Genomic DNA, 26,156 nt, shown 5'->3' with positions numbered 1-26,156 from the left:
CGTGCTGGGTTATTGCGGTTCTTCCATATCCGCATAAACCAGATAGCGAAGCGGCCCAGGCGTGATAGCATCGAATGGATAACAGGTCGCCAGCACAACATGGCGGCCTTCGCTATTCACGGCGATCTTCGCTTCATCCCAACGCGCGACGGCCATATGACTGACACGATAGGAAATCGTCTTACCGTCGCTGCGGGTGACGAGTATCTGGTCGTTCTTCTCGATATTCTTCAGAAAAGCGAAATGTGTGTCGCGATGCGCAGCATAGACGGCTGTTCCCCGTTCGCCGGCCATCGACGTATTGTCCAGATGACCGGGGCCGAAAGCCAATGCCTGACCGCTGGCGCCTTTCAACGCGATGGCGGATTCATTAAGTCGTGGAGCTTCGATGCGGGCAACCGGCCATGTATCGATCCAGCTCCAGGGTTTGACTGGTGCGCCAGTTTCAATGCTTTCCGCAAAAGCTCGTTCGAGGAGGATCTGTGCCACAAATGCCTTCGCATGGATCCAGATTCCCTGACTGGCAATTATCATCCCGAGCGCAATCAGCACCATGCCCACCGTGGGGAGTAGGGAGCGCCACAGTGCGCTCCCTGTCATAATCGGATTGATAGACATCACGCATTCTCCTTGCGGCGGAAGAACCAGAAGACGAACAGGCCAGTCAGCATCAAACCCAAGCCTTGCATGAGCAGTAGTGTCGCTGACGTTGCCGTCTGCGGCAGCGGGATCGACTGCGATGGCGATGATGGTGATGTAGGGCTTTCGTGGCTGCGGACAGCGTCATTTACACCATTCATGTCCATGTTTGCGTGATCCCCGACGGTGCGATCCGCACGGATGTCGAACAGCTTGTCATAGTCCCAGCCCGCGGGCAGTTGCAGAGGAATATCGGCACGGGTCAGCGGAGAATTTGCCGGTCGCGACGGTGTCTTGTCGACAGCCACAAGGCTCGTCAGCCGGCTGACCAGATGATGCTCCAGTGCAAGGTGGAGAATGCGCGCATCGGCAGCGTCCTGGGAAATTTTCCCAAGGGTTAGTTCCACTTCCGCATCATCGATTTTGCGACGTGCCCACAGTTTTGAAATGCCTTCAGCATTCATTGCCTGATCGAGTGGCAGATTGACTGTCCACGGACGGCCATCGATCTGGCCTTCAATAGCAAGGTTTCCGATCGCCTTGCCCATTCGCGCTGCGATGACAAGTGGTTCACCACGATAAAGATCGGGCAAAAGGGAAGGTGTCATGCTCACATTCTTTTCCGAGAAATTGGCCTTCAGATCGGTAACAGCCGGGTTTTCAAGCTTGTCGAACAGAGCCCGCATGCGTTCGTCCACTTCAGCCGCCGACCCGATATGGGTGAAGGTTCCACGTCCAAGTTCTGCCGCACGGTTCATCAGATAGGAGTTCGGGGCAGAGCCGATGCCGACCATGAAAATACGCGAGCGCCCCCGACGTGCTGCAACGGCATCCAGCAATTGCTGCTCATTGCTGATCTCGCCGTCGGTCAGAAACACGATCTGGCGCAATCCATTACCCTGATTACTGTCATCAAGCGCGGCATGAAGGGCAGGCAACATTTCCGTGCCGCCTTGCGCTTCAAGGCTCGTCACGAAACGGCGGGCGGACGCGATATTCTCCTGATTGGCATCGACTGAATCTTCGAAGAATTTGGTCAATGTGTCGTCGAAGCGGATCACGTTGAAACGATCTCCGGGCTGAAGTTGCGACAGTGCATAATCCAGGCTCGCCTTCGCCTGTTCAATGGAAGTACCACCCATTGATCCGGAATTATCGATCACGAAGATGACCTCACGCTGGACCTTTTTTGGGCTGGCAAGCGCCGGTGGCGTAACATAGGCAAGCACATAGTCATCCTTGCCGATATGTTCGCGGAACAGCCCGACTTGTGGTGCATCGCTTGCGACGGCGCTCCACTCCAGAACGAAATCACGATCAGCAGCTGCAGCTCCGTCCAGCGTGATTTCCCGTGTCGCGTCGTTCGTCGTATCGATCCTTACCTTGTGGAAAAGGCTCTCAACCTTTCCAAGCGGGAAGCCTGCCTTCAGTTTGACTGAGATGGTCACAGGATTGGTTCGCAGGGCAGTCGGTGGGGCCAAAGGCGTTACAAGCGGGGTATTGTAAGTATCAGGCTTGCCCGTATCGCGCGACTTGCCCCAGCCGTTCTTTATTTCGACTTCCTGGACAACCGGGGAGGCATTGTCCGGATTGTAACGGGGTGCGACGACCAAAGGCACACGCAGCGAGAAACGCTCATCGGAAAGACGTACCGCCTGCTGATACTCGATCTGGATGACGACTTTCTCGTGCGGACCGATATTGGCGACCGCATTGGTAAACACGTTGGGTCGCTGCTGCTCGATCAGCGTTGCTTTTTTGCCTTCGCTTTTCGCCTGTTCATATATTTCGCGGGCTTTCTGCTTCTCCTTGATGTCAGCGACAATCACGCGATCACCGATAACCATCTTCAGCGAATAGACCGCACTTTCTTCTGGCAATGGGAAAACATACAAGGCTTCAACGAAACCATTGGTCGGGTTCTCGAATGCCTGCGTCAGCCGGGCTCGGGCCGTCGGCCCACTCACATCGAGATTGACGTCCGTTGCGAGCCGAGGCGCTTCGACGTAACGTCCGGCTTCGTTTGTCTCAAGCAGAAGGCTGCCGGATTGAACCTCGTTCGGCCTGACGAGAGCGGGTGTTTCAGCGCTGGCCTGCACGATCTGCAACAGACAGAAAATGACAGCCAGTGCTGGCAGCAACGCCATGTTGCAGAACCAGATGAACGAACAGAAGCGGGAGAGTACCCGACCTCTATTGCTATGATTTGGAAGATTTATCGCGGGTGACATGACGTGCTCCTTGTTCACCTCGAAGAACTGGAGCCATTGTCGCTGGAGCCACTGTTTCCACTCCAGCGTAAGCTTTGCCAAGTTTCAGCCGTCACTTTCCGCAAACCGCCTTGCCGGTTACGCATATGTGTGGAATTGTGCAGAAAAGTACGCAGTTCAGGATAAGCCATGTCCGATCAGGACCCTCATCTGCCCGACCAGATCAATGCCCGTGTTGCAGTCCGGGTTCGTGAGGAAATCGCCCGACGGCGTATTTCGCGCCAGCTTCTGGCCGATGAAGCGCGGATCAGCCTCTCGACTTTGGAAAAGGCGCTGTCGGGTCACAGGCCCTTCACGCTCGCAACCATCATCCGGCTCGAACAGGCAATGGGTGTCGCCCTGCGCGAACAGGCAGGTGAAGCGCCCGCCCAGCTGGCCAGAAATGGCGACAGTCACGCAGCGGAAGAGCTGGGCGCCTATTCGCGCGCCTCGGTTTCATGGCTCGAAGGTGATTACCTGACCTTGCGTCCGTCCTTTGGGGAGGACAAGGCCATCTTCGCTTACATCACGGAAATCGGTTGGGATTTCGATGCCGGGCATCTCAATTTTCGTGAGCGTGAACGTTCTGACGTCTCGTTCTCACAACAGGGGGCTGTCTCCGTTCCACATCTTTCGGGACACATCTATCTCGTCACGAATACATCCGGCCAGTACCGTATGGCCGTGCTCTCCCGCCCAAGCATCACAGGCGAAATGTTCGGCATCCTGACGACATTGCGCGCCGGGCAGGGTGCACATCTGACACCAGTTTCGACACCACTTGCACTTGTTCCCATGAAGCAGTTCGCTGATCCGTCATTTGGGCGGGTGCGACCTGGCGACATATCCTTTGCAGCTTATTCGGCAATTCTGCACAAGACATTGGGCGACGGCTATGCGGGTTTTATTTCAGGGTAATTTTACAGCGAAATCCAATTCGTTTTGGCCTTACTCCGTTCAATCCCTCTGTCCGTGAACGGTGTCGTTATGATGATTAAGTGTACTTCCGTAGCCATGAAATCTCGTATACTTTCCGCTGGCTAACTCCTAACCCGGAGGATTGTCGCGTTGAAAAATTTATTGAGCGCAGCATTTTGTGTCCTGCTACTTGGGGCTTTCAGCCAGTCCGCGTCCGGTGCGTCAATCGGTGCTGGCAATCCCTATCCTGTTAGCCACTACAAGTGCGAGGATGGCACTCAGTTGGCGGTACGCCTCTTCGGTGACCGTGCTTCCGTCTCTGTTAACGGCAATGCGGCGATTGATTTACCTTCTATCGGCAAAGAAGGTACGACCTATTCGAACGGCCGACAAACGCTGACCATCATACAGGGACGTCTCTCATGGGGCGTGGGCCGCGCTGTTCCTTCAGCATGCAAGGGCGGTTGAAGGGCAGGTCTTGCCACGTGGGAATTGGCAGGCATAGGAAATCAGTCCATTGAACTGATTTCCTTCGTTAGGTGCTTTGCGTGTTTACTGGAAATGGCCTAACTCGGACTGTGAATAATCCAAAACTTCTCCAGATCACTCGGATTGTCCCATGCTGCTACAGCGCCGGGACGAACGAGGAAGATATCGCCCGCCACGAATGTCACGCTTCCCTCATCAGGGTTTGACAATGTCACCTCGCCCCTGCGCAGCATCATCAATTCCGAGAATGAATAGGTGATCGGATGACGAGCATAAGGCGTCGTGGCCCAGATGCCCCAGGCGATTGGATCGTCACTTTGGAACTCGTGACGGGAAGTTGTTGGTGCAGGGGTGGTCAGAAGTGCCGGATTGGGCGCTCCGCCGGGTGACATGGGATGGTCAAGATCAAGTTTACCGAAGGATACGCTTAGGCTCTCTTGATGTATCGTGAGGATGACACAATCTGCCGCGCGCGCCTCCCATGAAAATATGCCTGCAGGCAGACTTGCTACCTCACCTTGGGTCAGTGTGATTTCGAGACCATTATTGTCCCGGATATTCAAAGCACCATCACGCAGCATTATGATGGAGGAAAACAGGCTTTCCACCCCTGTTCCTTGGCCAGAAAGGATTGCGCGTCCGAAGCCGAAAGGTTCCGTCGACTGACCGTCCAGGCTGACGGCTCGGAAAGCTGTTTCCAGATCGGAGCCGCAAGAAGGTGCAACGCCCAGATTGATTACGTTTCTCAGCACGTTAGGTTCTCTCTGCATGGGATTTATTTCGATGCGAAACCAAGGCTGTCCTTGATCCAGTACCAGCGGATGCCGAGGTCCATGACAGGCTTGCGGATCGCATGCCAGGCAAGGCGCGGTATATTTGTGGTTGGATAAACCATGGGGCGGCCTTCGGCGATATATTCGGCATACATCTTGCCAAAAGCGGTGGCCATGGCAACGCCCCGGCCATTATAGCCAAGCATGGCATGCAAGCCCGCAGCAGGATTGTGAAGATGTGGCAGGCCATCCATGGTCAGCGCCACGTGCCCGGACCAGTGATAATCGATGCCGATACCTTCGAGCTGTGGAAACAGCCGCACCATTCCGGCTTTCAACGCTTCCATCAGCGCGTTCTTTTCGTTCATTCCGACGGCGCCGCGTCCGCCAATAAGAAAACGCCCGTCTTCAGATTGGCGCATATAAAAAGCGATCTTGCGTGTTTCGGATAGAACCACTCCGCCTGGTATGATCTCCCGCCGCTGCTTTTCTGAAAGCGGCTCTGTCGCGATCAGCATGCTTTGCACCGGAAGAATGCTTTGAGCAAGACCCGGTACGAGGTTGTCAGTGTAAGCGTTGGTGGCGACAAGTGCTTCGCGCGCGCGAACCGACCCATTTGCGGTCTTTGCAATCCAGTCGCCATTCTCCGGCGTCAGGGAAGTTACGGAGGAGTCTTCAAAAATCTGAACGCCGCGTGCCGTGGCGGCGCGGGCAAGCCCACGGGCATAATCCAGCGGCTGCAGGGCACCTGCGCGGGGATCGCGCCATCCGCCGAAATAGCGCTCCGTGCCGGAAAGCTCAGTAATCTGCGCGCGATCCAAAATCTCGACTTCGACGCCTTGCGCCTGCCATTGCCGCGCACGTTTATGGACGGCAGCGGTTGCAAGCTGGGAATGGGCGGCTTGTATCCACCCGGCTCGAACAGGAGAGCATTGGATACCATGTTCGCGTACAAGGTCGAAAACAAGATCGCCTACACCACCCACGAGGTCGATCATGCGCTTGCCGTGCTCTGGACCATAGGCAGCCAGAAGATCTTCTGGGTCATGCTTCAAACCGGGGATCACCTGTCCGCCGTTGCGTCCTGATGCGCCGAAGCCGACATGGCGCGCCTCAAGGACCACTACAGTTTTCCCGCGTTCGGCAAGGAACAACGCGCTGGAAAGGCCTGTAAAGCCGCCTCCAACAATAACGACGTCCGCCTCGTGCACGCCATTCAGTTTGGAATGGTTCGGTTTTGCCTCGCCAGCTGCGTTCCACCATAATGAGCGTGAGAAGCTCTCAGGGCTGCTTGCCATTTTCATCTTTCTCCAGCGTTTTTTCGGCCTGTCGAGCGACTTCACTCGGGTTTGTTCACCCAGAGCACGAAGGCTTCGGCTTCACCATTATTGAAGAATCTGTGGCGGGTCGTTGAAGGCAGTGCAAATCCGTCACCTGCTGAAAGCAGGTACTGTGCGTCTTCAATCTGCAGCGTGAAACTGCCCGAAATGACGTAACCCAGTTCCTCGCCGGAATGCGTGTAGCATTCCTCACCGGAACTCCCGCCCGGAATGATCCGCACTGCGAAGGATTTCATGGTCTCAATGAGTTCAGGCGAAGCACGGTGCTTGATGACGCCACCAGCGTTCAGCACTTCTGGCTGTTCTCCGGCACGCAATACATAGGGATTAGCTCGGGCGGCAGCGGCGAAGCCTTGTGGGTCGATGAGCTGGGCCGGGCTCATGGAGAGCACCTCGGCAATCGTATAAAGGGTGCGCACAGTCGGCGATACGAGGCCCCGCTCGATCTGTGACAAGGCACCCGTCGACAGACCAGAGACTTCCGACAGATAACCGAGAGTGAGACCCAGCGTCTGCCGTCGCAAGCGAATGCGCGCTCCGATATCCCCTGCGTCGTTGGGCGCAGGCTCGCTGGTCGGGGATATTTCTGCCTTGTTCACTTTTGGCATCCTTTGATGGCTCTCGCTACAAACAGGATTGAATCGGGGTTGATTAGTTTTCACTATTCTGCTTCATATTTGATCCACGTTCAATAAACTAAAAACAAAATCCATCCAAAACATGGAGGGGGACATATCGGACATGGCTCACAAGGATACACCTTATTGGTGGGAAGCCGCTCCGCCGCGTAGCATCGAGAACCACGAAATCGAGCGGGACTGCGACGTTGCCATTGTTGGTGCGGGTTATGCGGGGCTTTGCGCTGCTCTTCATCTGGCGCGCGCAGGGCGAAAGGTTCAGGTTTTCGAGCGGGAACAACTGGGGTTTGGCGCTTCCAGCCGCAACGGCGGCTTTACCAGTGGCAATATTCGTCCCGACGATAAGACACTGGTGCGCAAGTTCGGCTTGGAACGTGCGGTCAAGATTGCTGCTGAAGGCCATGAAGCGCGTCGCTTCATGATCGATTTTCTGGCTAATGAAGGCATCGACGCGGATTTCCAGCTTGTGGGACGGTTCAGCGGTGCAATGACGCGCGCCGAGTATGACGATATGGCGCGAAGCGCTGAAGCTATCCAGCGAGCGACCGGCATTGAATCCTATGCGGTTCCCTTGAACGAGGTTCGCCGCCATATCGCCACGGACCTCTATGCTGGCGGCAGCGTGCGTATGGATATAGGCGGTCTGCATCCGGCAAAATTTCATGCGGAACTGGTGCGGCTTGCACTCGCTGAAGGGGTGCTGATTCACGCCGAATGCCGCGTAGAAGGTATCGACCAAGGCGCTGATAAAAAGACAGTAATTACCGCGCGTGGCCGCGCTCAGGCACGCGAAGTCCTTGTTTGCACGAACGGTTATACCGACCATTCGGACCGTTGGTTGCGTCAGCGGCTAGTGCCTTTGCGTTCACGAATCATCGCAACCGAGGATCTGGGTGAGGAACGTGTGCGCGACTTGGTGCCGGGGTTGAAAATGCTCACCGACACCCGTGCTATGACTTACTATTTCCGCCCATCGCCGGATGGACGGCGCATTTTGTTCGGTGGGCGTGACGTAACAAGCCGAGGCGACCCGGATAGTGCCACGCAGCGCAATTATGCAGAAATGTGCAGGGTTTTCCCTCAACTTGAAGGCGTTGGTATCTCGCATAGCTGGTTTGGCTATGTGGCGATGAATCGGGACATGGTGCCTCGAATTTTTCAACGTGGAGCGGTTCATTATGCAACCGGTTTCTGTGGCTCGGGTGTTGTCTGGGCTCCCTGGCTCGGCCTCAAAGCAGCGCAGAAAATACTGGGTGTACCGAACAGCGAGAGCAGTTTCGATTTTCGTCCCCCACGTCTTGTTCCTACGTGGCGCGGAAAAGCCTGGTTCATGCCGCTGGTTTTCGCCGACCTTGAACGGAAGGATCGCAAGTTGGAGGCAACCGCATCCAGTGAACGAGCATTGAGAAACAGCACGGGTTCTCAGGGTGGCCACAAGTGAGAAGCCGCAACGCGGACGCTGGTCACAACGAATTTCACTTTATCAAACGCGGTTTCACAACCGGCGTTACGAATAACAGGCTTATCGCTGCATTTAGGAAGGAGAATGTCATGCGTCTCAAGAAAATTTTCGGTCTGGCGGCTATGGCGGTCATCATGGGGGGCGCGATGCCTGCCTTGGCCCAGGAGGTCGTCAAAGTAGGCTCTTCGCCCACCGGTTTGCCGTTTACTTTTGTGAACACGGAAACCAAGGCGATGGATGGCGTATTGGTCGATGTAGTCAAGGCCATTGAATCGGATATCGGCATCAAGCCGGAATTCGAAGCCGTGCAGTTTTCGGCGCTCGTGCCATCGCTAACCTCGAACAAGATCGACATGATTGCTTCGGCAATGTTCATCACGGAAGAACGTGCAAAGGTCGTGGACTTCTCTGATCCTGTCTATGGTTATGGCGAAGGCGTCTTCGTACCGGTTTCGGATGATACCGCATACAAGACCTATGCGGATCTCAAGGGCAAGACTATCGGCGTGCAGGTGGGGACCACTTTCGTCGATCTCTTCAAGAAGAGCGGGCTGTTCAGCGATGTTAAGGTCTACAAGGGCATTCCCGATATCATTGCCGACGTGAACGCCGGGCGTATCGATGCCGGTTTCGGGGATGGTCCGATGGCTGCCTATTACCTCTCTCAGGGCCGGTTCCCCAAGGTGAAGATGGTCGAGAGTTATGAAGCTTCGGCTGGCGGCGAGTTTGGCCTGGCCCTGCGCAAAGGCGATGAACGTATGCCCAAGATCAACGCGGCCATTGCCCGCATCAAGTCGGACGGTACGCTTCAGAAAATTCTTGCGAAATACGGACTGAAATAATTCCAGTGCGAGCATGGGGATCAATCCCCATGCTCGAAATTTCAGGTGTGCTCCACGCGCGCGTCCGAGCTGAAGCTCTTCATGCTTTCCGGTCTGCGCACGAGACGGGGCCTACCGGCCGCAAGGCCTAATCCCCGTTTGATCGCGCCAAATAAATAGAGTTAAAGCCAATGCAAAATTTTCTCATGGACATCCGCGAGTTCTTCCCGATCTTGCTGGAAGGCGTGAAATACACGCTTCTCGTGACCCTGGGTTCCCTTGTCCTTTCGACGCTTCTGGGGCTCGTTTGGGCGCTGATGCGGGTATCGGGGATTCGCTGGGTGTCGGCTATTGCCGCAGCTATCGTTAATGTGATCCGCGGTATCCCCATTCTGGTGCAGCTGTTCTATATCTACTTCGTTCTACCGGAATTCGGCATTGCGCTGTCCGCTCTTCAGGCTGGTATCATCGGTCTCGGCATTGCCTATTCGGCCTATCAGGCAGAAAATTTCCGCGCTGGTATCGAAGCCATCGACCATGGGCAGACGGAAGCCGCGCAGTCCATCGGTATGGGCTGGTTCATGACGATGCGCCGCGTGATCCTGCCGCAGGCTGTTCGCGTGATCCTGCCGCCTTACGGCAACATCATGGTCATGCTGTTGAAGGACAGCTCGCAGGCATCGGCCATCACCGTTGCTGAACTAACTCTACAAGGTCAGCTGCTTGCCTCTTCGACCTTCAAAAACATGAGCGTCTATACGCTGGTTGCCATGTTCTACCTCTGCCTGAGCTTGCCGTTGATGATGGCTGTCGGGCGTCTCGAAAAGCTCTTTGGTAAAAGAAACGGACACTGATCATGGCGATGATTGAAATAAAGAACGTCACCAAATCCTATGGTCCGCTTCAGGTTCTCAAGGGCATCAGTGCTGATGTGCAGAAGGGTGAAGTGGTCTGCCTCATAGGTCCCTCCGGTTCGGGAAAATCCACGATGCTGCGCTGCCTGAACGGGCTGGAAACCTATCAGGGCGGCGATATTCTGATCGAAGGCCAGCGGGTCAACGCGAAGGATCGTTCGATCCACGATATTCGCACGCGAATGGCGATGGTCTTCCAGCGGTTCAACCTGTTTCCCCATCGAACCGCACTTGAGAATGTCATTGAGGGGCCGGTCTACGTCAAAGGTGAAAAGCCAGCCGAAGCTCGCAAATATGGCGAGCATCTGCTTCAGCGCGTGGGTCTCGGAGACCGGGCCAACCACTATCCGGGCCAGCTTTCCGGAGGTCAGATGCAGCGTGTTGCGATTGCCCGCGCCTTGGCGATGCGGCCGCAGGCAATCCTTTTCGATGAGCCCACGTCTGCGCTCGATCCTGAACTGGTGGGCGATGTGCTCGATGTCATGCGCAGTCTTGCCGATGAGGGGCTCACCATGCTGGTGGTGACGCACGAGATGGGCTTTGCCCGCGACGTAGCTGACCGTGTACTTTTTCTCGACGGTGGTGTCATCGTTGAACAGGGTAAGGCCAAGGACGTGCTCGGCGCACCCCAGCATCCGCGTACACAGGACTTCCTGCGCCGCGTTCTCAATCATTGATCCAAATTCACGCGTGACACATGCCTTGTGTCGCGCTGGAGGCGTCATGGCTTTCTATTGTTATCTGGATGCAGCGCGGACCGAGCAGATTCGCGACGTGTTTGCCCACGAACTGCCGGAGATGGAGTTCCTCTCCGGCGCGTTGGATGCAGACACTGCGGCAAGGGTTCGTCATTTATTATGCTGGCAGGTTCCTGAAGGGCTGGCGGAGCGCTTCCCTGCATTGGAAATCATTTTCTCAAGTGGGGCGGGCGTAGAGCAATTTCTTGAAGCAGATATTCCTTCTCACGTTCGCATTGTCCGCATGACCGAGCCAGGTCTTGCACGGATGATGCAGGAATATGTGACGCTCGCCGTGCTGTCCGTATTCCGACAATTGCCCGCTTATCTGAAACAAAGCCGTGACGAGATTTGGCAGACGCTTCCTCAGCCAAGTGCGCATCGCCGCCGGGTGGGTGTAATGGGGCTTGGATATCTTGGACAGGCCGCGTTGACGGCGCTCAAGCCTTTCGGTTTCCCACTGTCCGGCTGGAGCCGCAGCGAGAAGAATATTGAGGGTGTGCAGTGTTTTTCCGGTGAGGATGGGCTTCACGAATTCGTTGCGCAAACAGACATACTGGTTTGCCTTCTGCCGCTCACAACGGAGACGGAAGGCTTGATCAATGCCGGGTTTATTGCGCGTCTGCCGAGGGGGGCAAGTGTGATTCTGGTCGGCCGCGGGCCGCATACGGATTATGATGCGCTTCTTACAGCTCTCGATAGCGGACATCTTTCGTCGGCTTTCATTGACGTGACTGCCCCTGAACCACTTCCATCGGCGCATCCCCTCTGGTCGCATCCAAAAGTAATCCTCACCCCCCATATTGCTTGCGTGACTGACAGCCATGGAGCGGCTGACATACTCGTTGAAAACCTGCAGCGGCTGCAGACGGGCGAAGCGCTTATGGGGGAGATTGACCGCAAGCGAGGTTACTGAAGCAGAGGGGGGAGCCATAACGTTGGCGATCGATCAACGAACCTCCATCGTGGCGGGGTGCAGTTTGATATTGTTCACTCCGTTGCGGCAACAAGGCGTTTGCATGCGCTGACCAGATCAGGTTCCGACAGCAGTGCACCGCCGACAAGGTACATGATGTCATTGCCGTAAGCTTCGCGCATTTCCGGGATGCGGGCGAAGGTCATGCCGCCGCCGGGTGCCGCGACGATGGCCTTGGGACCACCCATATCCACGGAGCAGGTCTTTGCGATCGATTGACATTCCTCGCGAGTAAAGCCGAAACGGCCACCGAAATTTGGATAGACCACGGCGTCAGCGCCCATCAGGCGGTGCAGCGTGCCAAAAAAGGCACGGTGCGTGAAGCCACAATCGGGTGAGACGACGTTGGCGCCGGAAAAGGCCGGGTGCGAGACGATGGGCAGGGAAAAATCCGGATCTGCAGCAAGTGTACGCACGATATCATAGCCTGCAAGCGCTGGAGCGATCATTACACCGCCTGCGCCGTATTCCTGCGCCTGTTTTGCCCGCTCGATGATCGCGGTTGCAGGGCCTGTGATGTTAGGAACGAAACTCGTGCGACCGCCGCTCTTCGCATTCGCCTCGCCGACCGCCTCAATACAGGCCTTCAGCCGCTCCTCGAAGGGAGCGGTCTTCTGGTCGACGAGACCGTGGTCGTCCTTCACAAAATGCATACCACCCAGCGCAAAATCATAGGCGAGGCGGGCAAGCTCCGTAGTCGACAGGCCGGCCGGCTTGATGGCGGACATCAAGAGCGGCTTTTCGCCGATGCCAGCGCGGGCACGCAGGCCTACTATGCCGTGGCGTGGTCCCTTGCACAGATCAAGCAGGCCCGGCGACAGGCCAATATCCTCGACCTTGATGCCGGGCTTGATGGAGCTGTTACCGAAGACGATGTTGAGAAACTGCAGGAAATCCCCGCCGATATCGTCCTCCGAATAGGAGATTGCGGCGAGAAATCCCGGTCTGCCTTCGGGATCCTGGAGCAGGCTTTCCAACCGACCGAGTATCTCGTCCTCGACATAGCCTTTCGGCACGACGTTGCGCGGGATTTCCACGGTCTGTTCCAGCGCAATGTCGAGCGCACGCGCTTTGGCCTCCGCCTCGTCGGCGGCGCGCACGAAATAGGTAACCGTAAAGCGCGGTGCCATCAAAGCGCCTCGGCCTTCTGTGCGGAATGCACATGATCGAGGCGCACTTCCACCAGCTCCTCTTCGCCGATGGCGAGATTCTTGCCGACAAGTTCTTCAATTGCCGAAACCAGAGCGCCAGCATCAAGCCCATATTTCTTCATGAGATATGGCTTCGAGGCGCCGTGCGCAAAAGTGTCGTTGAGACCAAGGCGCTTGAGGCGGATACCAAGCCCTTCTTCCGCAAGGATTTCCGAGACAAGCGAGCCGAGGCCGCCGATGATGGTGTGGTTTTCCAGCGTGACGATACCCTTCTTGCCGCGCGCGGCTCTCAGGAGACCGTCCTTATCGAATGGTTTCAGCGTGGAGGCGTGAAGATGATGGATGCCGACACCACGCGCGGCAAGTGGGCCGGTGGCGCGCAGCGCTTCCTCGGTACATACGCCGGAAGAGACGACGAGGATGTCATCGCCTTCCGAGAGCGTGCGCAGCTTATTGAATTCAAAGGGCGTTGAAAACAGACGAGGTACTTCGCCGCGCAGGATGCGCACATAGACCGGGCCGTCGATGCTGTCGGCGACTTCCAACACAGTCTCGACTTCCGTCGCATCACCCGTTTCGAGGATCGTCATGTTCGGTACCGCGCGCAACACGGCAATATCCTCAATCGCCTGATGCGTAATGCCGCCCGGTGTGGTGATGCCAGGAAGGAACCCCATCAATCGCACCTTGCGATTGGAATAGGCAATCGAGTTGATCAGCTGGTCATAGGGCCGTCGATAGAGGAAAACTGAAAAGGTATGGATGAACGGCCGGAACCCCTGCATGGCGAGACCGCCAGCAAAGGACAACATGTTCTGTTCGGCCATGCCGAGAGTGAGAAACTGCTCCGGATGCCGATCGCGAAAACCGTCGACTTCGCAAGACGAGGTGAGATCAGCCGAAAGGCACAGAACTTCCGGGCGCGCGGTGGCGAAGGCTTCGAAAGCCTTGGCGTAAGGGCGGTTGACGATTTCGACCATTGTCAGGCCCTTTCCATCGCAGTGAGATCGATACCGAGTTCGATGGCAAGTGCCGTCTGCATTTCCTGCCTCTCTTCCGCGCTCTTGAATCGGACATAGTGCAGGCGTGGGAAACGCTTCTTCAGAAAATCCATGCCCTGGTAAGGCGAGGTGTTGGCGAGGATGACAAGTGGCTTACCAGCTTCCGCGCTCTCGGCAGCTGCGCGTAGTGCGCCCAGATCGTGGCCATCCACCGAACGGCAGGTGACCCCAAAGGACGCCACACGGGACGCAAGGTCGCCAAGGTCGAGCACGGAAGACATGGCGCCGTCGCATTGCTGGCGGTTTACATCGACGATCACGCGGATGTTGTCGATCTTGTGGTAGCTCATCGCCGCAAGACATTCCCAGGTCTGGCCTTCCTGGAATTCGCCGTCGGACATATAGACCCAGACTTTGCCGGGCTCCTTTTTACGCAGCCGCGCCCAGGCAACGCCTGACGCCATGGAAAGCCCCTGGGCCAGCGATCCTGTGGTCACTTCCATGCCGGGGCTATGTTCGGCGCCGATCATTTCGACGGAACCGCCATCCTTGTTGAAATGATCAAGCGCGTGTTCGTCCATCCGTCCCATTTCGATCAGCACGGAATAGATGACGAGCGCATAATGGGCAGGCGAGATGAAGAAGCGGTCGAAGTTCGGACCGACGGGACCATGATATCCGGCGCCGGTGAAGGCATCCGGATTATGCGCCGAAGGCACGCCACGGAAAGGCAACGGCACTTTCGGCAGGGTTGGCTCGCCGAGCGTCAGCAACTCATTGTAGAGCAGCGCAAGGCTCTCGGCGGCGGAGCAGGCCTGGCTCAGATAGCCGCCATTGTTCTTCATCGTATGGAAGAAGACCCGTCGACGGATGCCGAGTGCGATTTCCTCGGTGGATTTTTCGTTGGTCAGAATCATCGTCTCAGCTCCTTTCCGGGAAGAGCGCCTTCAGGCCTTCAGGCGACGGCGTTGCGATGCCGCGCTCCGTGATGAGGCCGGTGATGAGGCGGGCTGGCGTGACATCAAAGGCGGGATTGGCGGCAGGGCTGCCTTCGGGCGAGATGCGGACGCTCGCAATGGACCCATCGGCGGCGCGGCCCTGGACGAAGCTCACTTCGTCGGCGGTGCGTTCTTCGATCGGGATTTCCTTGACGCCGTCCTGCACCGTCCAGTCGATGGTTGGCGAGGGGAGTGCAACATAGAACGGCACGTCGTTGTCACGCGCCGCGAGCGCCTTGAGGTAGGTGCCGATCTTGTTGCAGACATCGCCGTTTGCAGTGGTGCGATCTGTGCCGACGATCACCATATCGATATCGCCGTGCTGCATCAGATGTCCACCGGCATTGTCGACGATCAGCGTGTGCGGCACACCATGGCCGTTCATTTCCCAAGCCGTCAGATAGGCACCCTGATTGCGCGGACGCGTCTCATCGACATAGACATGGACCGGGATTCCTTCTTCAACGGCCATATAGATCGGCGCGGTCGCGGTGCCATAATCGACGGTAGCAAGCCAGCCGGCGTTGCAATGGGTAAGGATGCGCACGGGCTCGCCCGGCTTCTTTTTCGAAGCGATCTCGCGAATGACATCGAGGCCGTTCGCGCCGATTGCGCGGTTGAGCTCAACATCTTCTTCGGCGATCTCGGCGGCACGCTTATAGGCAGCATCCGCACGTTCTGCCTCAGGCAATGGACGCAGATATTCGCGCATCGCATTCAGCGCCCAGCGCAGGTTGATGGCGGTGGGGCGGGTCTCGTTGAGTTCTTCCCATACGGCATCGAGGTGAGCATCCGAGGGGTCTTTCGCCATCGCGATGGCAACGCCGTAGGCGGCGGTGACGCCGATCAGCGGCGCGCCGCGTACCCACATGTCGCGGATTGCATCGGCGACATCGGCGACGGTTTTCAGTGTTACGACACGGAATTCATGCGGCAGCCAGCGCTGGTCGATGATGTCAACGGAGCGACCGTCTTCGTTCAGCCAGATCGTATGGTAGTGGCGTTCTCCGACTTTCACGCGAGAATCTCCTTTTCAAGCCGTTCCACGGTCTCTCGGATATCCCGAAGACTATGGATGCGCTGCCGGTTGACGGCGAGGTGACGCCCGAACTTCAGCGCCTTGCTCTCGCAAGAAGCGCGGCGGTCGGGGTCGGTGATGGTTTCAAAATCGGCATTGTGGGCAAGACCCAGGATGCGGCGATGGGTTTCGATGCCGGCAAAGCCCAGCATTTCGTGCCAGATCTCGTCGATGACGATGTTGAGTGCCTGTTCGGCGGCAAGCGGGTCCTGGCGATCTTCGAAGAGGCTTGCCTGATAGAGGATACCCTTGCGCTCCGTACGCCACAGGGCAGCGAATTCGGCGCGGAACGTTTCCCAAAGTGTGTCGATCGTATCCAGAAGATAGGCACGCATGCTGTCGCGAGCGCCGGGTGCAGTCTCATGACCAGCCTGTGAAAAATAGCTCATCCAGAAATTGGCGATCAGCATACCGACGTCGAAGCTGATCGGACCGTAAAAGGCAAATTCCGGATCGATGACACGGGTCTCATCGTCGGTCACCATGACCGAACCGGTGTGCAGGTCGCCATGGCATAGTGTTTCAGCCTTGGCAGAGAAGAGGTGTTTCAGCCGCTGCGCTTCCACCTTGAGCTCGCGGTCGGCGCGCAATTCCGCCACGATTGGATCGAGCTGCGGTGTGGTGTGGTGATTGAGCTTTGCCTCGAAATAGGGATCGGAAAAGACGAGATTTTCCGTGATGTCACAGAGCTCGACATTGTCAGAGAACAAGGCGACGTCCGCTTTCTTCTCGCGGGTCACCATGGAAAGGTCGGACCCCCGGAAAAGAGTACGAGCAACGAAGAGGCCGAGGTCACGACCGATCTTCGGAAGTTCGCGACCGTCAATCAAAGCGCGGCGCAGAATGATGTGCGGGGTCAGGAATTCCATGACGATGATTGCCTGGGCTTCGTCAAAGAACAGGATTTCCGGCACCATACCCGGGTCACGCGCACCCTGGCGCTTGAGAGCGTGATATTCGAAAAACGAGCGTTTGAGCGGAAGCGGCCAGCTTTCGCCGACGAGGCGCACGTAAGGCAGTGCCTGCTTGACGATCACAGCGCCCGCTTCGCCTGTGACGATGAAGACCAGATTGAGATTACCGTCACCAACTTCCCTGATGGCCCAGCGTGACGAATCGCTCCCGACCTTCTCTTTCATGGCGGCATTGCCACCAAGCCGAACTGGCAATGTCTCTGTACTCAGCGCCTCGAAGACGTGGCTGTCCATAATGCTCTCCTCCTGCGCATGGGCCGCCTCCACCATGCGCCGCCATGCCGTCTTTCCCACAGCTAAGGCATCATTCTGTCAAATGTCAATGGCCTTGACATTTGATGGCAGCCTATCTTAACGTGGCGTCAGTGGGAGGAATTTATGAGCGAACAGCCAGTGTTTCGCATTGAGGGCGTGCGCAAATCCTTTGGACCGGTGACGGTCTTGCAAGGTGTTGACCTCGACCTCAAAGCAGGCGCAGTGACGGTTTTGATGGGGGCCAACGGCGCCGGAAAATCGACGCTCGTGCGCATCCTCTCGGGCGTCTATACGCGTGGTGCCGGCACTATCACGCTGGCAGATGCTGCCTTTGATCCAGCGACGCCCGCCGAGGCAATCCGTGCTGGCGTTGTCACAGTGCATCAGAACATCAATGACGGCGTCGTCGCCGATCTCGATGTGGCGACCAATCTCACGCTCGATCGGTTGAACGGGCGTGGTGCGCGGCTTTTTTTCAATCCGCGCCGGGTGCGTCGCGAAGCGGCGGCGGTCGCCTCGCGCATGGGCCTTGCCATCGACCTTTCGGCCAAAATCACTGACCTGACACTTGCGGATCGCCAGATGGTGGCGATTGCGCGTGCCATGGCGCATGAACCTAAAGTGCTGATCCTCGACGAACCGACGTCGTCGCTTTCCAGTGCCGAGGCGGATCGTCTGTTCGACCTCGTTGATCGGTTGAAGGCGCGGGGTGTCGCCATTCTCTATATCTCGCATCGCATGTCGGATATTCGTCGCCTTGCCGACAGCATCGTGTCGCTGCGCGACGGTCGCATCACTGGCCGTTTCGAGGGGCCGGAACTCGATTACGAGGGCGCGGTCAATGCCATGCTGGGGCGCAAGGTGTCGGCTGGTGCCGTCGCCGTGCGTGACGCAAGTCGTCCGGTCTTTAGCGTGCGGGGCCTTAAGCTTTCCGAACAGGCGCGACCCTTCGATTTCGATCTCGGGGATGGTGAGATCGTCGCGGTCACGGGTCTTGTTGGTGTCGGCAAGACGGCACTTGCTGAAACGCTGTTTGGTGCGCGGACCCCGGAAGCAGGCGAAATGACGTTGGATGGTGTGAACTACGCACCGAAGACGACTGGTCAAGCGATAGCCAGAGGCGTTTTCCTTGTCGCCAAGGACCGTGCGATCAGCGGCATCGTGCCGGACTTCAATATCTACGAAAATATCAGCTTGCCATTCTTACGCCGGCTTTCGACTTTCGGCATTTCAAGCCGACGGGCAGAGAAGGCAACGGCGCGCCAGCAGATTTCGTCGCTCGGTGTCGTCTGCCGCAATGAGCGTGACGAGATGCAGACGCTGTCGGGCGGCAACCAGCAGAAGGTTATGGTCGGTCGCTGGCTTTCCGAGCCATCGCGACTGCTCATCCTCGATGAGCCCTTCCAGGGAGTCGATATCGCCGCTCGTCGCGACATAGGTGAGAAGCTGCGCGCTTCTGCGGCAGGGCGCACCACAATTCTTTTCCTGACGGAGCTCGACGAAGCCTTCGAAGTCGCCGACCGCATTCTCGTGATGTCGGAACACACTATCGTGGGCGAGCACCGCAATGTCGACATCAATGTCGAGCGGCTGCTCTCCGAGATTGCCGGACAATCCCATCAACAGGTCAGTGCATGATGATAAGTGAACAGAGCAAATCCACCGCCACCGGCGCAATTCCGCCTGCGGGCCTGAATATCCGGGAAACCGCGATCAAATATGGCTTCCTCGTGCTGCTTGCTGGCATGGTGCTCTATTTCTCGGCTGTGACCGGTGGTTTCGCTTCGCCCCAGAGCGCGGTCTTTATCCTGCAATCCGTGTCTATCACCGGTATTCTTGCACTTGGTGTCACCGCGACGCTCGTTGTTGGCGGTTTTGATCTTTCCATCGGTTCCGTCGCAACGACTGCCATGATGGCTTCGTCTTATGTGATGGTGGTCATGGGTGGGGACGCCCTGACGGCGACACTTGTTTGCCTTGCCGTCGGTGTGCTCGTCGGTTTGGTCAATGGGATCATCATCGTCTATATGCGCGTTCCCGATCTTCTGGCGACGCTCGGAATGATGTTCCTGCTGCTCGGCCTGCAACGCATCCCGACTGAAGGACGCTCGATTGCAACGGGCATGACGTTGCCGGATGGCTCGACGGCAACCGGTGCTTTCAGTCCGGCCTTTCTGGCGCTTGGCCGTCATCGTTTCGATTTCATCCTGCCCAATCTGGTGCCAGTTTCGGTAGTGGTGCTGATCGTGCTGGCCATCGTCATCTGGTTCTTCCTTGAATATACCCGCTTCGGCCGGATGATGTACGCTGTCGGCTCCAACGAGCGCGCGGCAAGCCTCGCTGGCGCGCCGGTCAATGCCTACAAGATCTCGGCCTATATCATCTCCGGCGTCTTCGCCTCGATCGGCGGCATTCTGCTTGCCGCCCGCCTCGGGCGCGGGGATATCGCCTCGGGCAATAATCTGCTTCTCGATGCCGTTGCCGCGGCCCTCATTGGTTTCGCAGTGCTTGGCGCTGCCAAGCCGAATGCGTTCGGCACTGCCGTTGGCGCTCTCTTCGTCGGCATTCTTTTGCAGGGCCTGACGATGATGAACGCGCCTTACTACACACAGGATTTCGTCAAGGGCGCCGTGCTCGTCATGGCCCTGATTTTCACCTTTGCGCTCTCGAAAAGAGGCAAACGCTGAGGCGGGAACCTTCAGCGGGCTAACAATATTGATCAGTGGAGGAGACTGACATGAATTTCACGCGTAGAACCCTGGGCAAGCTGACGCTCGGGCTGATGGCTGCAGCAACATTTGGTACGCCATCCTTTGCGGCCGATATGCCGAAACCCTTTGACAAGCCGGGAGAGGTGAAGATCGCACTCGTGCGCTATCTGTCGACCGGCGACTTCTTCCAGTCCTACCTCGCGGGCGTTGAAGCACAAGCCAAGGCGTTGGGTGTTCAGCTGCAGGTGTTCGACAGCCGTCAGGATGCAGCTCTGCAGGCCGATATGGTCGATCAGGCCATTGCGCTTGGTGTGCAGGGCATCATCATCCAGCACGGCCTGACGGAATCCATGAAGGAGGCCGCCAAGCGTGCGGTCGACGCGGGCATCAAGGTGGTCGCTTTCGATGTGAACGTCGAGAACGAGAATATCCCGCAAGTCGAGCAGTCCGATCATGATCTCGCTCGTTTGGCACTTGAGCAGGCGATCAAGGACAATGGCGAGAGCTTCAAGGCTGGCTATGTCTATGTCGCAGGCATCGCACCGCTCGACCGTCGTGACGAGAAATGGAAAGAGTTCAAGGCGAAATATTCCGGCATCAAGGAAGCCGCCCAGTTCGGCACGATGGACAATCCCATTGCAAATTCGGTCGCCAATCAGGCACGCTCGGTGATCTCCGCCAACCCTGACATCACGGTGATGTTTGCACCCTATGACGAATTCGCCAAGGGCGTGAAGATTGCGGTCGACGAAGCTGGCATGTCTTCCGACGTGAAAATTTACTCGGCGGATATCTCGACCTCCGACATCGCCGCCATGCGTGAATCCGGTTCTGCATGGGTTGCGACGGCAGCGACCAACCCGGCTGTAGTTGGTCAGGTGTCTGTACGCTCGCTCGCCATGCTGCTGGCCGGTGAAAATCCTGGCAAGCAGGTCATCGTGCCGCCGACCCTGATTACGCAGAAAGATCTCAACGATCAGGACATCAAGAATATGGAAGAGCTCGGCACGAAACTGCCGCAGTTCGCTCATGCCGATGTTGCCATGCCTGCATGGATGCCGAAGCCCTGATTTAGAGCATTTCCAGCAAAGGTGCGAAGCGGCTCTGTGTAGGATAATGCGCCGAAACAACTGCTCTAGGCATGACGGAATGAAGAAGGGGCGGTCCATCGGACCGCCCCTTTCTGTATGTCTGGAAGGCTGAAGCAGTTGTCTGCACCAGCCCAAAAGATCAACGCATGGCTGCTGCGATATTGCCGCCATCGACTGTAGTCACGTCGGCAGTCGTGCGTTCGGCTAGTGCGTGATGGACAAAGGCACGGGCAACGTCTTCAGCCGTCACTTCAAGGCCAAGCAGATTGCCGCCCATATAGTCCTTGACGGAGAGGCCGCGAGCCGCAGCCCGATTGGCAATCATCTCATCGTTCAGCAGGCCGGAACGGATACGATCGGCATTGACCGCATTGACGCGGATGTTGTCGGCACCGTGTTCCAGCGCGTATTGGCGCGACAGGAAGAGCGTTGCCGCTTTCGGCAGGCCGTAGGCACCGAATTTCGCGCCGGGATTGACGGCCTGCTTGGAGGCATTGAACAGCAGAACGCCGCCGGTTTTCTGTGCCTTCATGATGCGCACGGCATTTTGTGCGACTGTCTGATGAGCGAAGAAATTGAGCTCGAAACTCTTGCGCAGCAGCGTGTCGTCCATCGTGGCGATAGGGCTTTCCCAGGCTGCGCCGGCATTTGACACTACAATATCGACGCCGCCAAATGTTGCGACTGCCTTGTCAAAGGCGGCTCGCACAGATGCGGGATCGGTGATGTCGCAGGCAATGCCGATGGAACTGTTTCCGGCAGCCTTCGCAACCGCCGAAGCCTTCTCGCCATCGAGATCGAGCGCAACGACATGAGCGCCCTCGGCTGCAAAGGCCTTGACGACGGCAGCACCGATGGCCCCCGCACCGCCAGTGACGACAGCGACCTGCCCAGTGAACGGTTTCGGCTTGGCGCCCGCGAGCTTTGCCTGTTCGAGCGACCAATATTCGAGATCGAAGAGATCGGGACGACTGACCGGCTCAAAGCGACCAACGGATTCGGCATCGCGCGCTGCTTCGATCCACATCTCGCCGACATCGACGGCGATGGTCGCATCCTTGAAGGTTCGACCATGGCCAAACATGCCAAGGCCGGGCACCAGCGTCAGGCGCGGCATGGGATCGAGCATGGTGCGCTTGACGTCGTCGCGCGCATCATTGCTGCGGAAATATTCGGTGTAATCGGCGACAAAGGTTGCAACGTGCTGGTCGATCACCGCGCGGTAACCGGCCAGATCATCCGTGGCCGGTGCGGGCAACACCATAGGGCCGGTCTTGATGCGGATTGAAAGATCGGGTGTGGAGACACCGCGCGCCGCCATGTCCGCGACCTCGCGGGCATTGACGAAATCGAGAATAGCCGGAGTTGTGCGGAAAACGCTGACCATCCGGTCATAGCGGCCTTCTCCCTTGTCGACGGCAACTGCGCCGCGCAGCATGGAGACGATATCGCCGGGCCTTGCCAGCGAAGCAGGCAGGGTAGCGGGCGTGAACGGATTGCGACCGTGGTTCTTGACGTGATCCTCCGCGACCGTGACATAGTGAATCATCCGGTCATAGGCTTCCTTCGCAGTGTCGCCAAAGGTGAAGATGCCGTGCTTGTCGAGGATCAGGCCCTCAACCGTCGAGTCCTGTTCGAACACTTCGGCGGCCGCTTTGGCGAGCGCGAAGCCGGGCATGATATAGGGCACAAAGCCCATTTTCTTGCCGAAGAGTTCTGTGCTCATCTTCTGGCTCTCGGCCTGATCCGCAATGGCGAGAATAGCCGTCGAATGTGTGTGGTCGATGAACTTGTGCGGGAGGAAGGCATGCAGTAGCGCTTCTACCGAAGGGTTCGGAGCGGCGGGTTCGATGAGATTGGCGCGCAGCAGCGTCACCATATCCTCGTCCGAAAGCCTGTCGAGTTTGCGGCTCTTGAGAAGGGCGTCGATTTTCACAGCGGGCAGGCCTGCCGGTTCGATAGTTCCCATGTCCCAGCCGCTGCCTTTGACGCAGAGCACCGCATGCGTGTCGCCGACGAGGTCTGTCACCTCGGTTTTTACCGACGTGTTGCCGCCGCCATGTAACACCAGTCGTGGCTCGCCGCCCAGAAGCCGCGTCGTATAGGTACGCAGCGCCAAATCGCGGTTGACGCCTTTCGCGGCGTATTCGGCGATGACCTTTTCCGCTTCGTCATCGCGCCAGAGATTTTCCATGGTAGTCAGCCTCCCGATAAACCGGCCCGGCCGGCATCGGCGGACCCAAACTTTTCTGGCTCAAGCCTTGCTTGAACCGCCTTTGCCGAGCCCATCCTTGCTCCAGCGATCCAGAATCCGACGCGCCATCGAGGTGGTAATGACGAGATGGGAAGCAAAGCCGCCCTTCAATGCCGCCACCAGCGGCTCGAACTTGTTGTCTTCCTGCACGACAAGCATGCGTTTCTTGATGGCGCGAATGGAAGCGAGGTCGGCGGAAATGCAGCGCCTGTTGTGATTGCAATCCAGCCATTGGCCATCGCGGTCTATGAGCTGACCGGCAATGACCCCGGCAGCGCCCTTTTCGCCCATGGCATGCATGTCGGCGGCCGAAAGCGCGCCGCATTTAACGAGATGGCTGTCATCCTCAATACCGCCGACGGAATAAAGCGCCAGATTGCAGTCCGGGATTGTAGCGAGCTGTTCTTTGATGACAGGTTCACCGCGCAATTCATCAGCGAGGCGCTCGGAAGAGAGAACGAGCGGCGCATAGAAGTTGATGCCTTCCGCATTGAGACGGCGGGCGATTTCCGTAGTGCACTGGTCCGGCCTATAGGAATAGGGCGCACCGAGATTGCCGCAGAGCTGGACAACGGTAACGCCGCTCAGATCCGCGAAAGGCATTACGTCGGCAATGTGATAGACGGTGCGGCCCCAGGCAACGCCGACGCGGTCGCCCTTGTTGAGGAGTTCAAGGAAAACAGAAGCTGCGACGACAGGCATTTCAGCTGCGGGATCCATCGCTTGACGGTCTTCCGGCACCAGCCAGACAGTGTTTAGGCCCGTCGCGTCTTCCAGTTCGCGCGCCAGCACATCGTCTGAAAACAGTTCCGAGGAGGTCGAGATGGTAACAATCCCCATCTCGCGGGCCTTGCGCAGATACATTGCAATTGAGGCGCGGGAGATTTCGAGACGTTGGGCCACTTCGTCCTGGCGCAGGCCGTGCGTATAATAAAGCCAGGCGGCCTTGTGGATGATCTGGTCATTCGGTCGGACAGGCATTGAGGTTCTTTCGTTGGATATTCTGACATTAGTCACTGATGCTGACAAAAGTCAATGCTCCAACATGGTGCGGCAGCGTGATGGTTGACGAGAAACGACGACCTGCCGTCGCGGTCGCAATATTGTGCAACGCGACGATGGAAGAAGGTAGTTCCATTGCTCCCGGTATTCCTTGGTTTGCATCTTCCCCGACGAACACATTAGACACCCTTGCGCGTACACCATTTGTCGACTTTGATGCCAGAACTTGAAGCGAGATGGTGCTACACAATCTCATTGAGTTTGAAACCCGGCTGAATCGATTGAGGAAGTGCGCGAAAAAGCCTTTGAACGATCAGCTGACCGTAATACGCTATGGTCGATGATGGCTTTCGATCTTTCCAAACAGTTTTGAAAAACGGGGTGGGACCACGCGCCGATGACCAAAGACTATCCATGGCGTAGTGTTCTTAACGACGAACTGCATTCGCGTCCGTCGATTTATTTTGATGCTCCGGCAGTGGTTTGGCATGAAGCTTTTTTTGTCGGAAACGAGACCACGCGTGTTCCCGACACTCTTCTAAAGCTGGGATTGAAGAATACCAGTGACGGCAAAAGCGGTATTGCACAAACGACAAGCGGTCGCATCAAGTGGGAAATCCACGCTGAATTTGTATCGCTGACCTATGTCATTCAATGGAGCGGCGACTACAATGCCATCCCGCTCAGAGAAGAAATCTGGATCAAACTCGTCAATGAAATGCCGGGACAGCGCATCAATTCCATTGAAATTGTCGTTGGTCTTGCGGGTACGCATGATGCGAAGCTTATGCTCGGTGCAGAAACGGATACAGATGTTGCCGTTTCTGCAATAGGCAATTGCGACGCTGAAATCTGGTCGACGTTTCGGTTCAACGAAGCCAACGCGACGCGCTTTGTCCTGCTCAATCACAATCTCAATGCGTTTCGGACCGGACGTATGGTTCGGCGATTACTCGAAATCGAAGATTACCGTCTCATGGCGTTGATCAGCCTGCCGCTGGCGCAGGACACTTTTGCACGTTGTTCCGAGTTCGAGACCCGGTTGCAGACAATCGTTGATGCGCTAGGCAAAGAAGCGCACCAGCAAGAGCGGCTTCTCAAGGATCTGGCACAGCTTGCCAGCGAAATTCTCGACGTATCGGTCAATACGGGCGAGCGTTTCAGCGCCACTGCTGCCTATGCGGAACTGGTGTTTGCGCGGCTTGCTGAATTGCGCGAACAACATGTCGACGGTTATCAAAGGCTCGGCGTATTCATCGAGCGTCGTTTCCGCCCCGCTATCAGGTTTTGCGCGCAAGCCAGCAGACGCGTCGAGAATTCAGCCACCCGCGTTGCCCGCGCCAGCGATTTGTTGCGAACGTCGGTTCAGGTTGAGTTGGAGCAGCAAAACCTGCAACTGCTGGAATCGATGGAAAAACGGGTGCAGGTGCAGACCAAGCTTCAGGAAGCCGTTGAAGGGTTCTCTATCGTCGCCATCAGCTATTACGCCATCGGGCTCTACAAGACGCTACTGGAAAGCCTGAGCCATGTTGAAGTTATCTCCGGTCTGAAAACGCTTCTGACGCTTGCGGGCTTCCCGGTAATCATTGTTGCCGTGTGGTATCTTGTGCGCCGGGCGAAAAAACTTACCCATCTCTGACCGGTGAACTGTTTTCGTTGCAGGTTGGATATCGCTTGGCGGAAAG

General features: G+C 57.1%; 24 protein-coding genes. 11 read left to right on the top strand and 13 right to left on the bottom strand.

Annotated features, from left to right (window positions below; all coding sequences use genetic code 11):
* Nucleotides 1–9: 9 nt before the first annotated feature.
* Both OANT_RS24925 and OANT_RS24920 read right to left on the bottom strand, forming a co-directional pair.
* Nucleotides 10–618, bottom strand: coding sequence for a class GN sortase (locus OANT_RS24925; RefSeq protein ID WP_011983123.1), 609 nt, complete (start codon nt 616–618; stop codon nt 10–12).
* Nucleotides 618–2,870, bottom strand: coding sequence for a marine proteobacterial sortase target protein (locus OANT_RS24920; RefSeq protein ID WP_011983122.1), 2,253 nt, complete (start codon nt 2,868–2,870; stop codon nt 618–620). The genes OANT_RS24925 and OANT_RS24920 overlap by 1 nt, the downstream gene beginning before the upstream one ends.
* 168 nt (nt 2,871–3,038) lie before the next feature.
* Here OANT_RS24920 and OANT_RS24915 point away from each other — a divergent pair, with 168 nt between their 5' ends.
* Nucleotides 3,039–3,806: a helix-turn-helix domain-containing protein gene (locus tag OANT_RS24915; protein ID WP_011983121.1), complete on the top strand. Its 768-nt coding sequence runs from the start codon at nt 3,039–3,041 to the stop codon at nt 3,804–3,806.
* 162 nt (nt 3,807–3,968) lie between these two features.
* Nucleotides 3,969–4,274 (top strand): hypothetical protein, encoded by a 306-nt coding sequence (locus OANT_RS24910; RefSeq protein WP_036588329.1) that lies wholly within the window; start codon nt 3,969–3,971, stop codon nt 4,272–4,274.
* A gap of 98 nt (nt 4,275–4,372) precedes the next feature.
* Here OANT_RS24910 and OANT_RS24905 read toward each other — a convergent pair whose 3' ends face one another.
* From OANT_RS24905 to OANT_RS24895, 3 genes are read right to left on the bottom strand one after another with little or no spacing between them, the layout of a single operon-like run.
* Nucleotides 4,373–5,047 carry a cupin domain-containing protein gene (locus tag OANT_RS24905; RefSeq protein ID WP_231771529.1) on the bottom strand — a complete coding sequence of 225 codons (675 nt, stop codon included), beginning with the start codon at nt 5,045–5,047 and terminating at the stop codon, nt 4,373–4,375.
* 23 nt (nt 5,048–5,070) lie between these two features.
* Nucleotides 5,071–6,366 carry an NAD(P)/FAD-dependent oxidoreductase gene (locus OANT_RS24900; protein ID WP_040128782.1) on the bottom strand — a complete coding sequence of 432 codons (1,296 nt, stop codon included), beginning with the start codon at nt 6,364–6,366 and terminating at the stop codon, nt 5,071–5,073.
* Between the two features lie 41 nt (nt 6,367–6,407).
* Nucleotides 6,408–7,016 (bottom strand): cupin domain-containing protein, encoded by a 609-nt coding sequence (locus OANT_RS24895; RefSeq protein WP_011983117.1) that lies wholly within the window; start codon nt 7,014–7,016, stop codon nt 6,408–6,410.
* A 133-nt stretch (nt 7,017–7,149) separates the two neighbouring features.
* Here OANT_RS24895 and OANT_RS24890 point away from each other — a divergent pair, with 133 nt between their 5' ends.
* The 5 genes from OANT_RS24890 (at nt 7,150) to OANT_RS24870 (ending at nt 11,896) form a co-directional block, all read left to right on the top strand.
* Nucleotides 7,150–8,487, top strand: a complete 1,338-nt coding sequence (locus OANT_RS24890; RefSeq protein WP_011983116.1) for an NAD(P)/FAD-dependent oxidoreductase — start codon at nt 7,150–7,152, stop codon at nt 8,485–8,487.
* 110 nt (nt 8,488–8,597) lie between these two features.
* Nucleotides 8,598–9,350 (top strand): ABC transporter substrate-binding protein, encoded by a 753-nt coding sequence (locus OANT_RS24885; protein ID WP_010660474.1) that lies wholly within the window; start codon nt 8,598–8,600, stop codon nt 9,348–9,350.
* A gap of 170 nt (nt 9,351–9,520) precedes the next feature.
* The gene (locus OANT_RS24880) at nt 9,521–10,183 is read left to right on the top strand and encodes an amino acid ABC transporter permease (protein ID WP_011983115.1); all 663 of its coding nucleotides are present in this window, start codon (nt 9,521–9,523) and stop codon (nt 10,181–10,183) included.
* A gap of 8 nt (nt 10,184–10,191) precedes the next feature.
* Nucleotides 10,192–10,920: an amino acid ABC transporter ATP-binding protein gene (locus OANT_RS24875; protein WP_010660472.1), complete on the top strand. Its 729-nt coding sequence runs from the start codon at nt 10,192–10,194 to the stop codon at nt 10,918–10,920.
* A 46-nt stretch (nt 10,921–10,966) separates the two neighbouring features.
* The gene (locus OANT_RS24870) at nt 10,967–11,896 is read left to right on the top strand and encodes a 2-hydroxyacid dehydrogenase (protein ID WP_011983113.1); all 930 of its coding nucleotides are present in this window, start codon (nt 10,967–10,969) and stop codon (nt 11,894–11,896) included.
* A gap of 74 nt (nt 11,897–11,970) precedes the next feature.
* Here the strand turns inward: OANT_RS24870 and OANT_RS24865 are convergent, their stop codons facing one another.
* From OANT_RS24865 to mtnK, 5 genes are read right to left on the bottom strand one after another with little or no spacing between them, the layout of a single operon-like run.
* Entirely contained in the window at nt 11,971–13,086 is a 1,116-nt protein-coding gene (locus OANT_RS24865) for a RuBisCO large subunit C-terminal-like domain-containing protein (RefSeq protein WP_011983112.1), read from the bottom strand.
* A complete protein-coding gene (locus tag OANT_RS24860) occupies nt 13,086–14,087 on the bottom strand; it encodes a transketolase family protein (protein WP_011983111.1) in 1,002 nt (333 codons plus the stop codon). Before OANT_RS24860 ends, OANT_RS24865 begins: the two co-directional genes overlap by 1 nt.
* A gap of 2 nt (nt 14,088–14,089) precedes the next feature.
* Nucleotides 14,090–15,025 carry a transketolase gene (locus OANT_RS24855; protein ID WP_011983110.1) on the bottom strand — a complete coding sequence of 312 codons (936 nt, stop codon included), beginning with the start codon at nt 15,023–15,025 and terminating at the stop codon, nt 14,090–14,092.
* Nucleotides 15,026–15,029: 4 nt separating this feature from the next.
* On the bottom strand, nt 15,030–16,124 hold the full coding sequence (mtnA, locus tag OANT_RS24850) for an S-methyl-5-thioribose-1-phosphate isomerase (RefSeq protein WP_011983109.1): 1,095 nt from the start codon (nt 16,122–16,124) through the stop codon (nt 15,030–15,032).
* Nucleotides 16,121–17,392: an S-methyl-5-thioribose kinase gene (mtnK, locus tag OANT_RS24845; RefSeq protein ID WP_011983108.1), complete on the bottom strand. Its 1,272-nt coding sequence runs from the start codon at nt 17,390–17,392 to the stop codon at nt 16,121–16,123. Before mtnK ends, mtnA begins: the two co-directional genes overlap by 4 nt.
* 144 nt (nt 17,393–17,536) lie before the next feature.
* Between mtnK and OANT_RS24840 the strand changes: the two genes are divergently transcribed.
* The 3 genes from OANT_RS24840 to OANT_RS24830 are packed head-to-tail and all read left to right on the top strand — an operon-like array spanning nt 17,537 to nt 21,194.
* The gene (locus OANT_RS24840) at nt 17,537–19,051 is read left to right on the top strand and encodes a sugar ABC transporter ATP-binding protein (protein ID WP_011983107.1); all 1,515 of its coding nucleotides are present in this window, start codon (nt 17,537–17,539) and stop codon (nt 19,049–19,051) included.
* On the top strand, nt 19,051–20,100 hold the full coding sequence (locus OANT_RS24835) for an ABC transporter permease (RefSeq protein ID WP_172488819.1): 1,050 nt from the start codon (nt 19,051–19,053) through the stop codon (nt 20,098–20,100). Before OANT_RS24840 ends, OANT_RS24835 begins: the two co-directional genes overlap by 1 nt.
* A gap of 50 nt (nt 20,101–20,150) precedes the next feature.
* Nucleotides 20,151–21,194 carry a substrate-binding domain-containing protein gene (locus tag OANT_RS24830; RefSeq protein WP_011983105.1) on the top strand — a complete coding sequence of 348 codons (1,044 nt, stop codon included), beginning with the start codon at nt 20,151–20,153 and terminating at the stop codon, nt 21,192–21,194.
* Between the two features lie 160 nt (nt 21,195–21,354).
* On the opposite strand, the gene OANT_RS24825 is transcribed toward OANT_RS24830, so the two are convergent.
* Genes OANT_RS24825 through OANT_RS27325 form a run of 3 tightly spaced genes read right to left on the bottom strand, consistent with a single transcriptional unit; the run spans nt 21,355 to nt 24,607 of the window.
* The gene (locus tag OANT_RS24825; protein ID WP_011983104.1) at nt 21,355–23,409 is read right to left on the bottom strand and encodes a bifunctional aldolase/short-chain dehydrogenase; all 2,055 of its coding nucleotides are present in this window, start codon (nt 23,407–23,409) and stop codon (nt 21,355–21,357) included.
* Nucleotides 23,410–23,469: 60 nt separating this feature from the next.
* The gene (locus OANT_RS24820) at nt 23,470–24,450 is read right to left on the bottom strand and encodes a sugar-binding transcriptional regulator (RefSeq protein ID WP_011983103.1); all 981 of its coding nucleotides are present in this window, start codon (nt 24,448–24,450) and stop codon (nt 23,470–23,472) included.
* Nucleotides 24,451–24,478: 28 nt separating this feature from the next.
* A complete protein-coding gene (locus OANT_RS27325; RefSeq protein WP_255412157.1) occupies nt 24,479–24,607 on the bottom strand; it encodes a hypothetical protein in 129 nt (42 codons plus the stop codon).
* 261 nt (nt 24,608–24,868) lie between these two features.
* On the opposite strand from OANT_RS27325, the gene OANT_RS24815 reads away from it, so the two are divergent.
* Nucleotides 24,869–26,110, top strand: a complete 1,242-nt coding sequence (locus OANT_RS24815; protein ID WP_011983101.1) for a DUF3422 domain-containing protein — start codon at nt 24,869–24,871, stop codon at nt 26,108–26,110.
* The last annotated feature ends 46 nt before the right edge of the window (nt 26,111–26,156 follow it).

This window comes from Brucella anthropi ATCC 49188, from assembly GCF_000017405.1.
Classification (GTDB): domain Bacteria; phylum Pseudomonadota; class Alphaproteobacteria; order Rhizobiales; family Rhizobiaceae; genus Brucella; species Brucella anthropi.
Note: the sequence above shows the minus strand (reverse complement) of the source record. Positions and strands in the feature narration are given on the sequence as shown.

What these genes read in the sequence shown, in the direction of transcription:
- mtnK (WP_011983108.1), bottom strand. Translation starts at nt 17,392, where the DNA reads ATGGACAGCCACGTCTTCGAGGCGCTGAGTACAGAGACATTGCCAGTT.
- OANT_RS24880 (WP_011983115.1), top strand. Translation starts at nt 9,521, where the DNA reads ATGCAAAATTTTCTCATGGACATCCGCGAGTTCTTCCCGATCTTGCTG.
- OANT_RS27325 (WP_255412157.1), bottom strand. Translation starts at nt 24,607, where the DNA reads ATGGAACTACCTTCTTCCATCGTCGCGTTGCACAATATTGCGACCGCG.
- OANT_RS24870 (WP_011983113.1), top strand. Translation starts at nt 10,967, where the DNA reads ATGGCTTTCTATTGTTATCTGGATGCAGCGCGGACCGAGCAGATTCGC.
- OANT_RS24885 (WP_010660474.1), top strand. Translation starts at nt 8,598, where the DNA reads ATGCGTCTCAAGAAAATTTTCGGTCTGGCGGCTATGGCGGTCATCATG.
- OANT_RS24920 (WP_011983122.1), bottom strand. Translation starts at nt 2,870, where the DNA reads ATGTCACCCGCGATAAATCTTCCAAATCATAGCAATAGAGGTCGGGTA.
- OANT_RS24835 (WP_172488819.1), top strand. Translation starts at nt 19,051, where the DNA reads ATGATAAGTGAACAGAGCAAATCCACCGCCACCGGCGCAATTCCGCCT.
- OANT_RS24830 (WP_011983105.1), top strand. Translation starts at nt 20,151, where the DNA reads ATGAATTTCACGCGTAGAACCCTGGGCAAGCTGACGCTCGGGCTGATG.
- OANT_RS24925 (WP_011983123.1), bottom strand. Translation starts at nt 618, where the DNA reads ATGTCTATCAATCCGATTATGACAGGGAGCGCACTGTGGCGCTCCCTA.
- OANT_RS24860 (WP_011983111.1), bottom strand. Translation starts at nt 14,087, where the DNA reads ATGGTCGAAATCGTCAACCGCCCTTACGCCAAGGCTTTCGAAGCCTTC.
- OANT_RS24820 (WP_011983103.1), bottom strand. Translation starts at nt 24,450, where the DNA reads ATGCCTGTCCGACCGAATGACCAGATCATCCACAAGGCCGCCTGGCTT.
- OANT_RS24915 (WP_011983121.1), top strand. Translation starts at nt 3,039, where the DNA reads ATGTCCGATCAGGACCCTCATCTGCCCGACCAGATCAATGCCCGTGTT.
- OANT_RS24815 (WP_011983101.1), top strand. Translation starts at nt 24,869, where the DNA reads ATGACCAAAGACTATCCATGGCGTAGTGTTCTTAACGACGAACTGCAT.
- OANT_RS24865 (WP_011983112.1), bottom strand. Translation starts at nt 13,086, where the DNA reads ATGGCACCGCGCTTTACGGTTACCTATTTCGTGCGCGCCGCCGACGAG.
- OANT_RS24900 (WP_040128782.1), bottom strand. Translation starts at nt 6,366, where the DNA reads ATGGCAAGCAGCCCTGAGAGCTTCTCACGCTCATTATGGTGGAACGCA.
- OANT_RS24840 (WP_011983107.1), top strand. Translation starts at nt 17,537, where the DNA reads ATGAGCGAACAGCCAGTGTTTCGCATTGAGGGCGTGCGCAAATCCTTT.
- OANT_RS24855 (WP_011983110.1), bottom strand. Translation starts at nt 15,025, where the DNA reads ATGATTCTGACCAACGAAAAATCCACCGAGGAAATCGCACTCGGCATC.
- OANT_RS24875 (WP_010660472.1), top strand. Translation starts at nt 10,192, where the DNA reads ATGATTGAAATAAAGAACGTCACCAAATCCTATGGTCCGCTTCAGGTT.
- OANT_RS24890 (WP_011983116.1), top strand. Translation starts at nt 7,150, where the DNA reads ATGGCTCACAAGGATACACCTTATTGGTGGGAAGCCGCTCCGCCGCGT.
- OANT_RS24895 (WP_011983117.1), bottom strand. Translation starts at nt 7,016, where the DNA reads ATGCCAAAAGTGAACAAGGCAGAAATATCCCCGACCAGCGAGCCTGCG.
- OANT_RS24825 (WP_011983104.1), bottom strand. Translation starts at nt 23,409, where the DNA reads ATGGAAAATCTCTGGCGCGATGACGAAGCGGAAAAGGTCATCGCCGAA.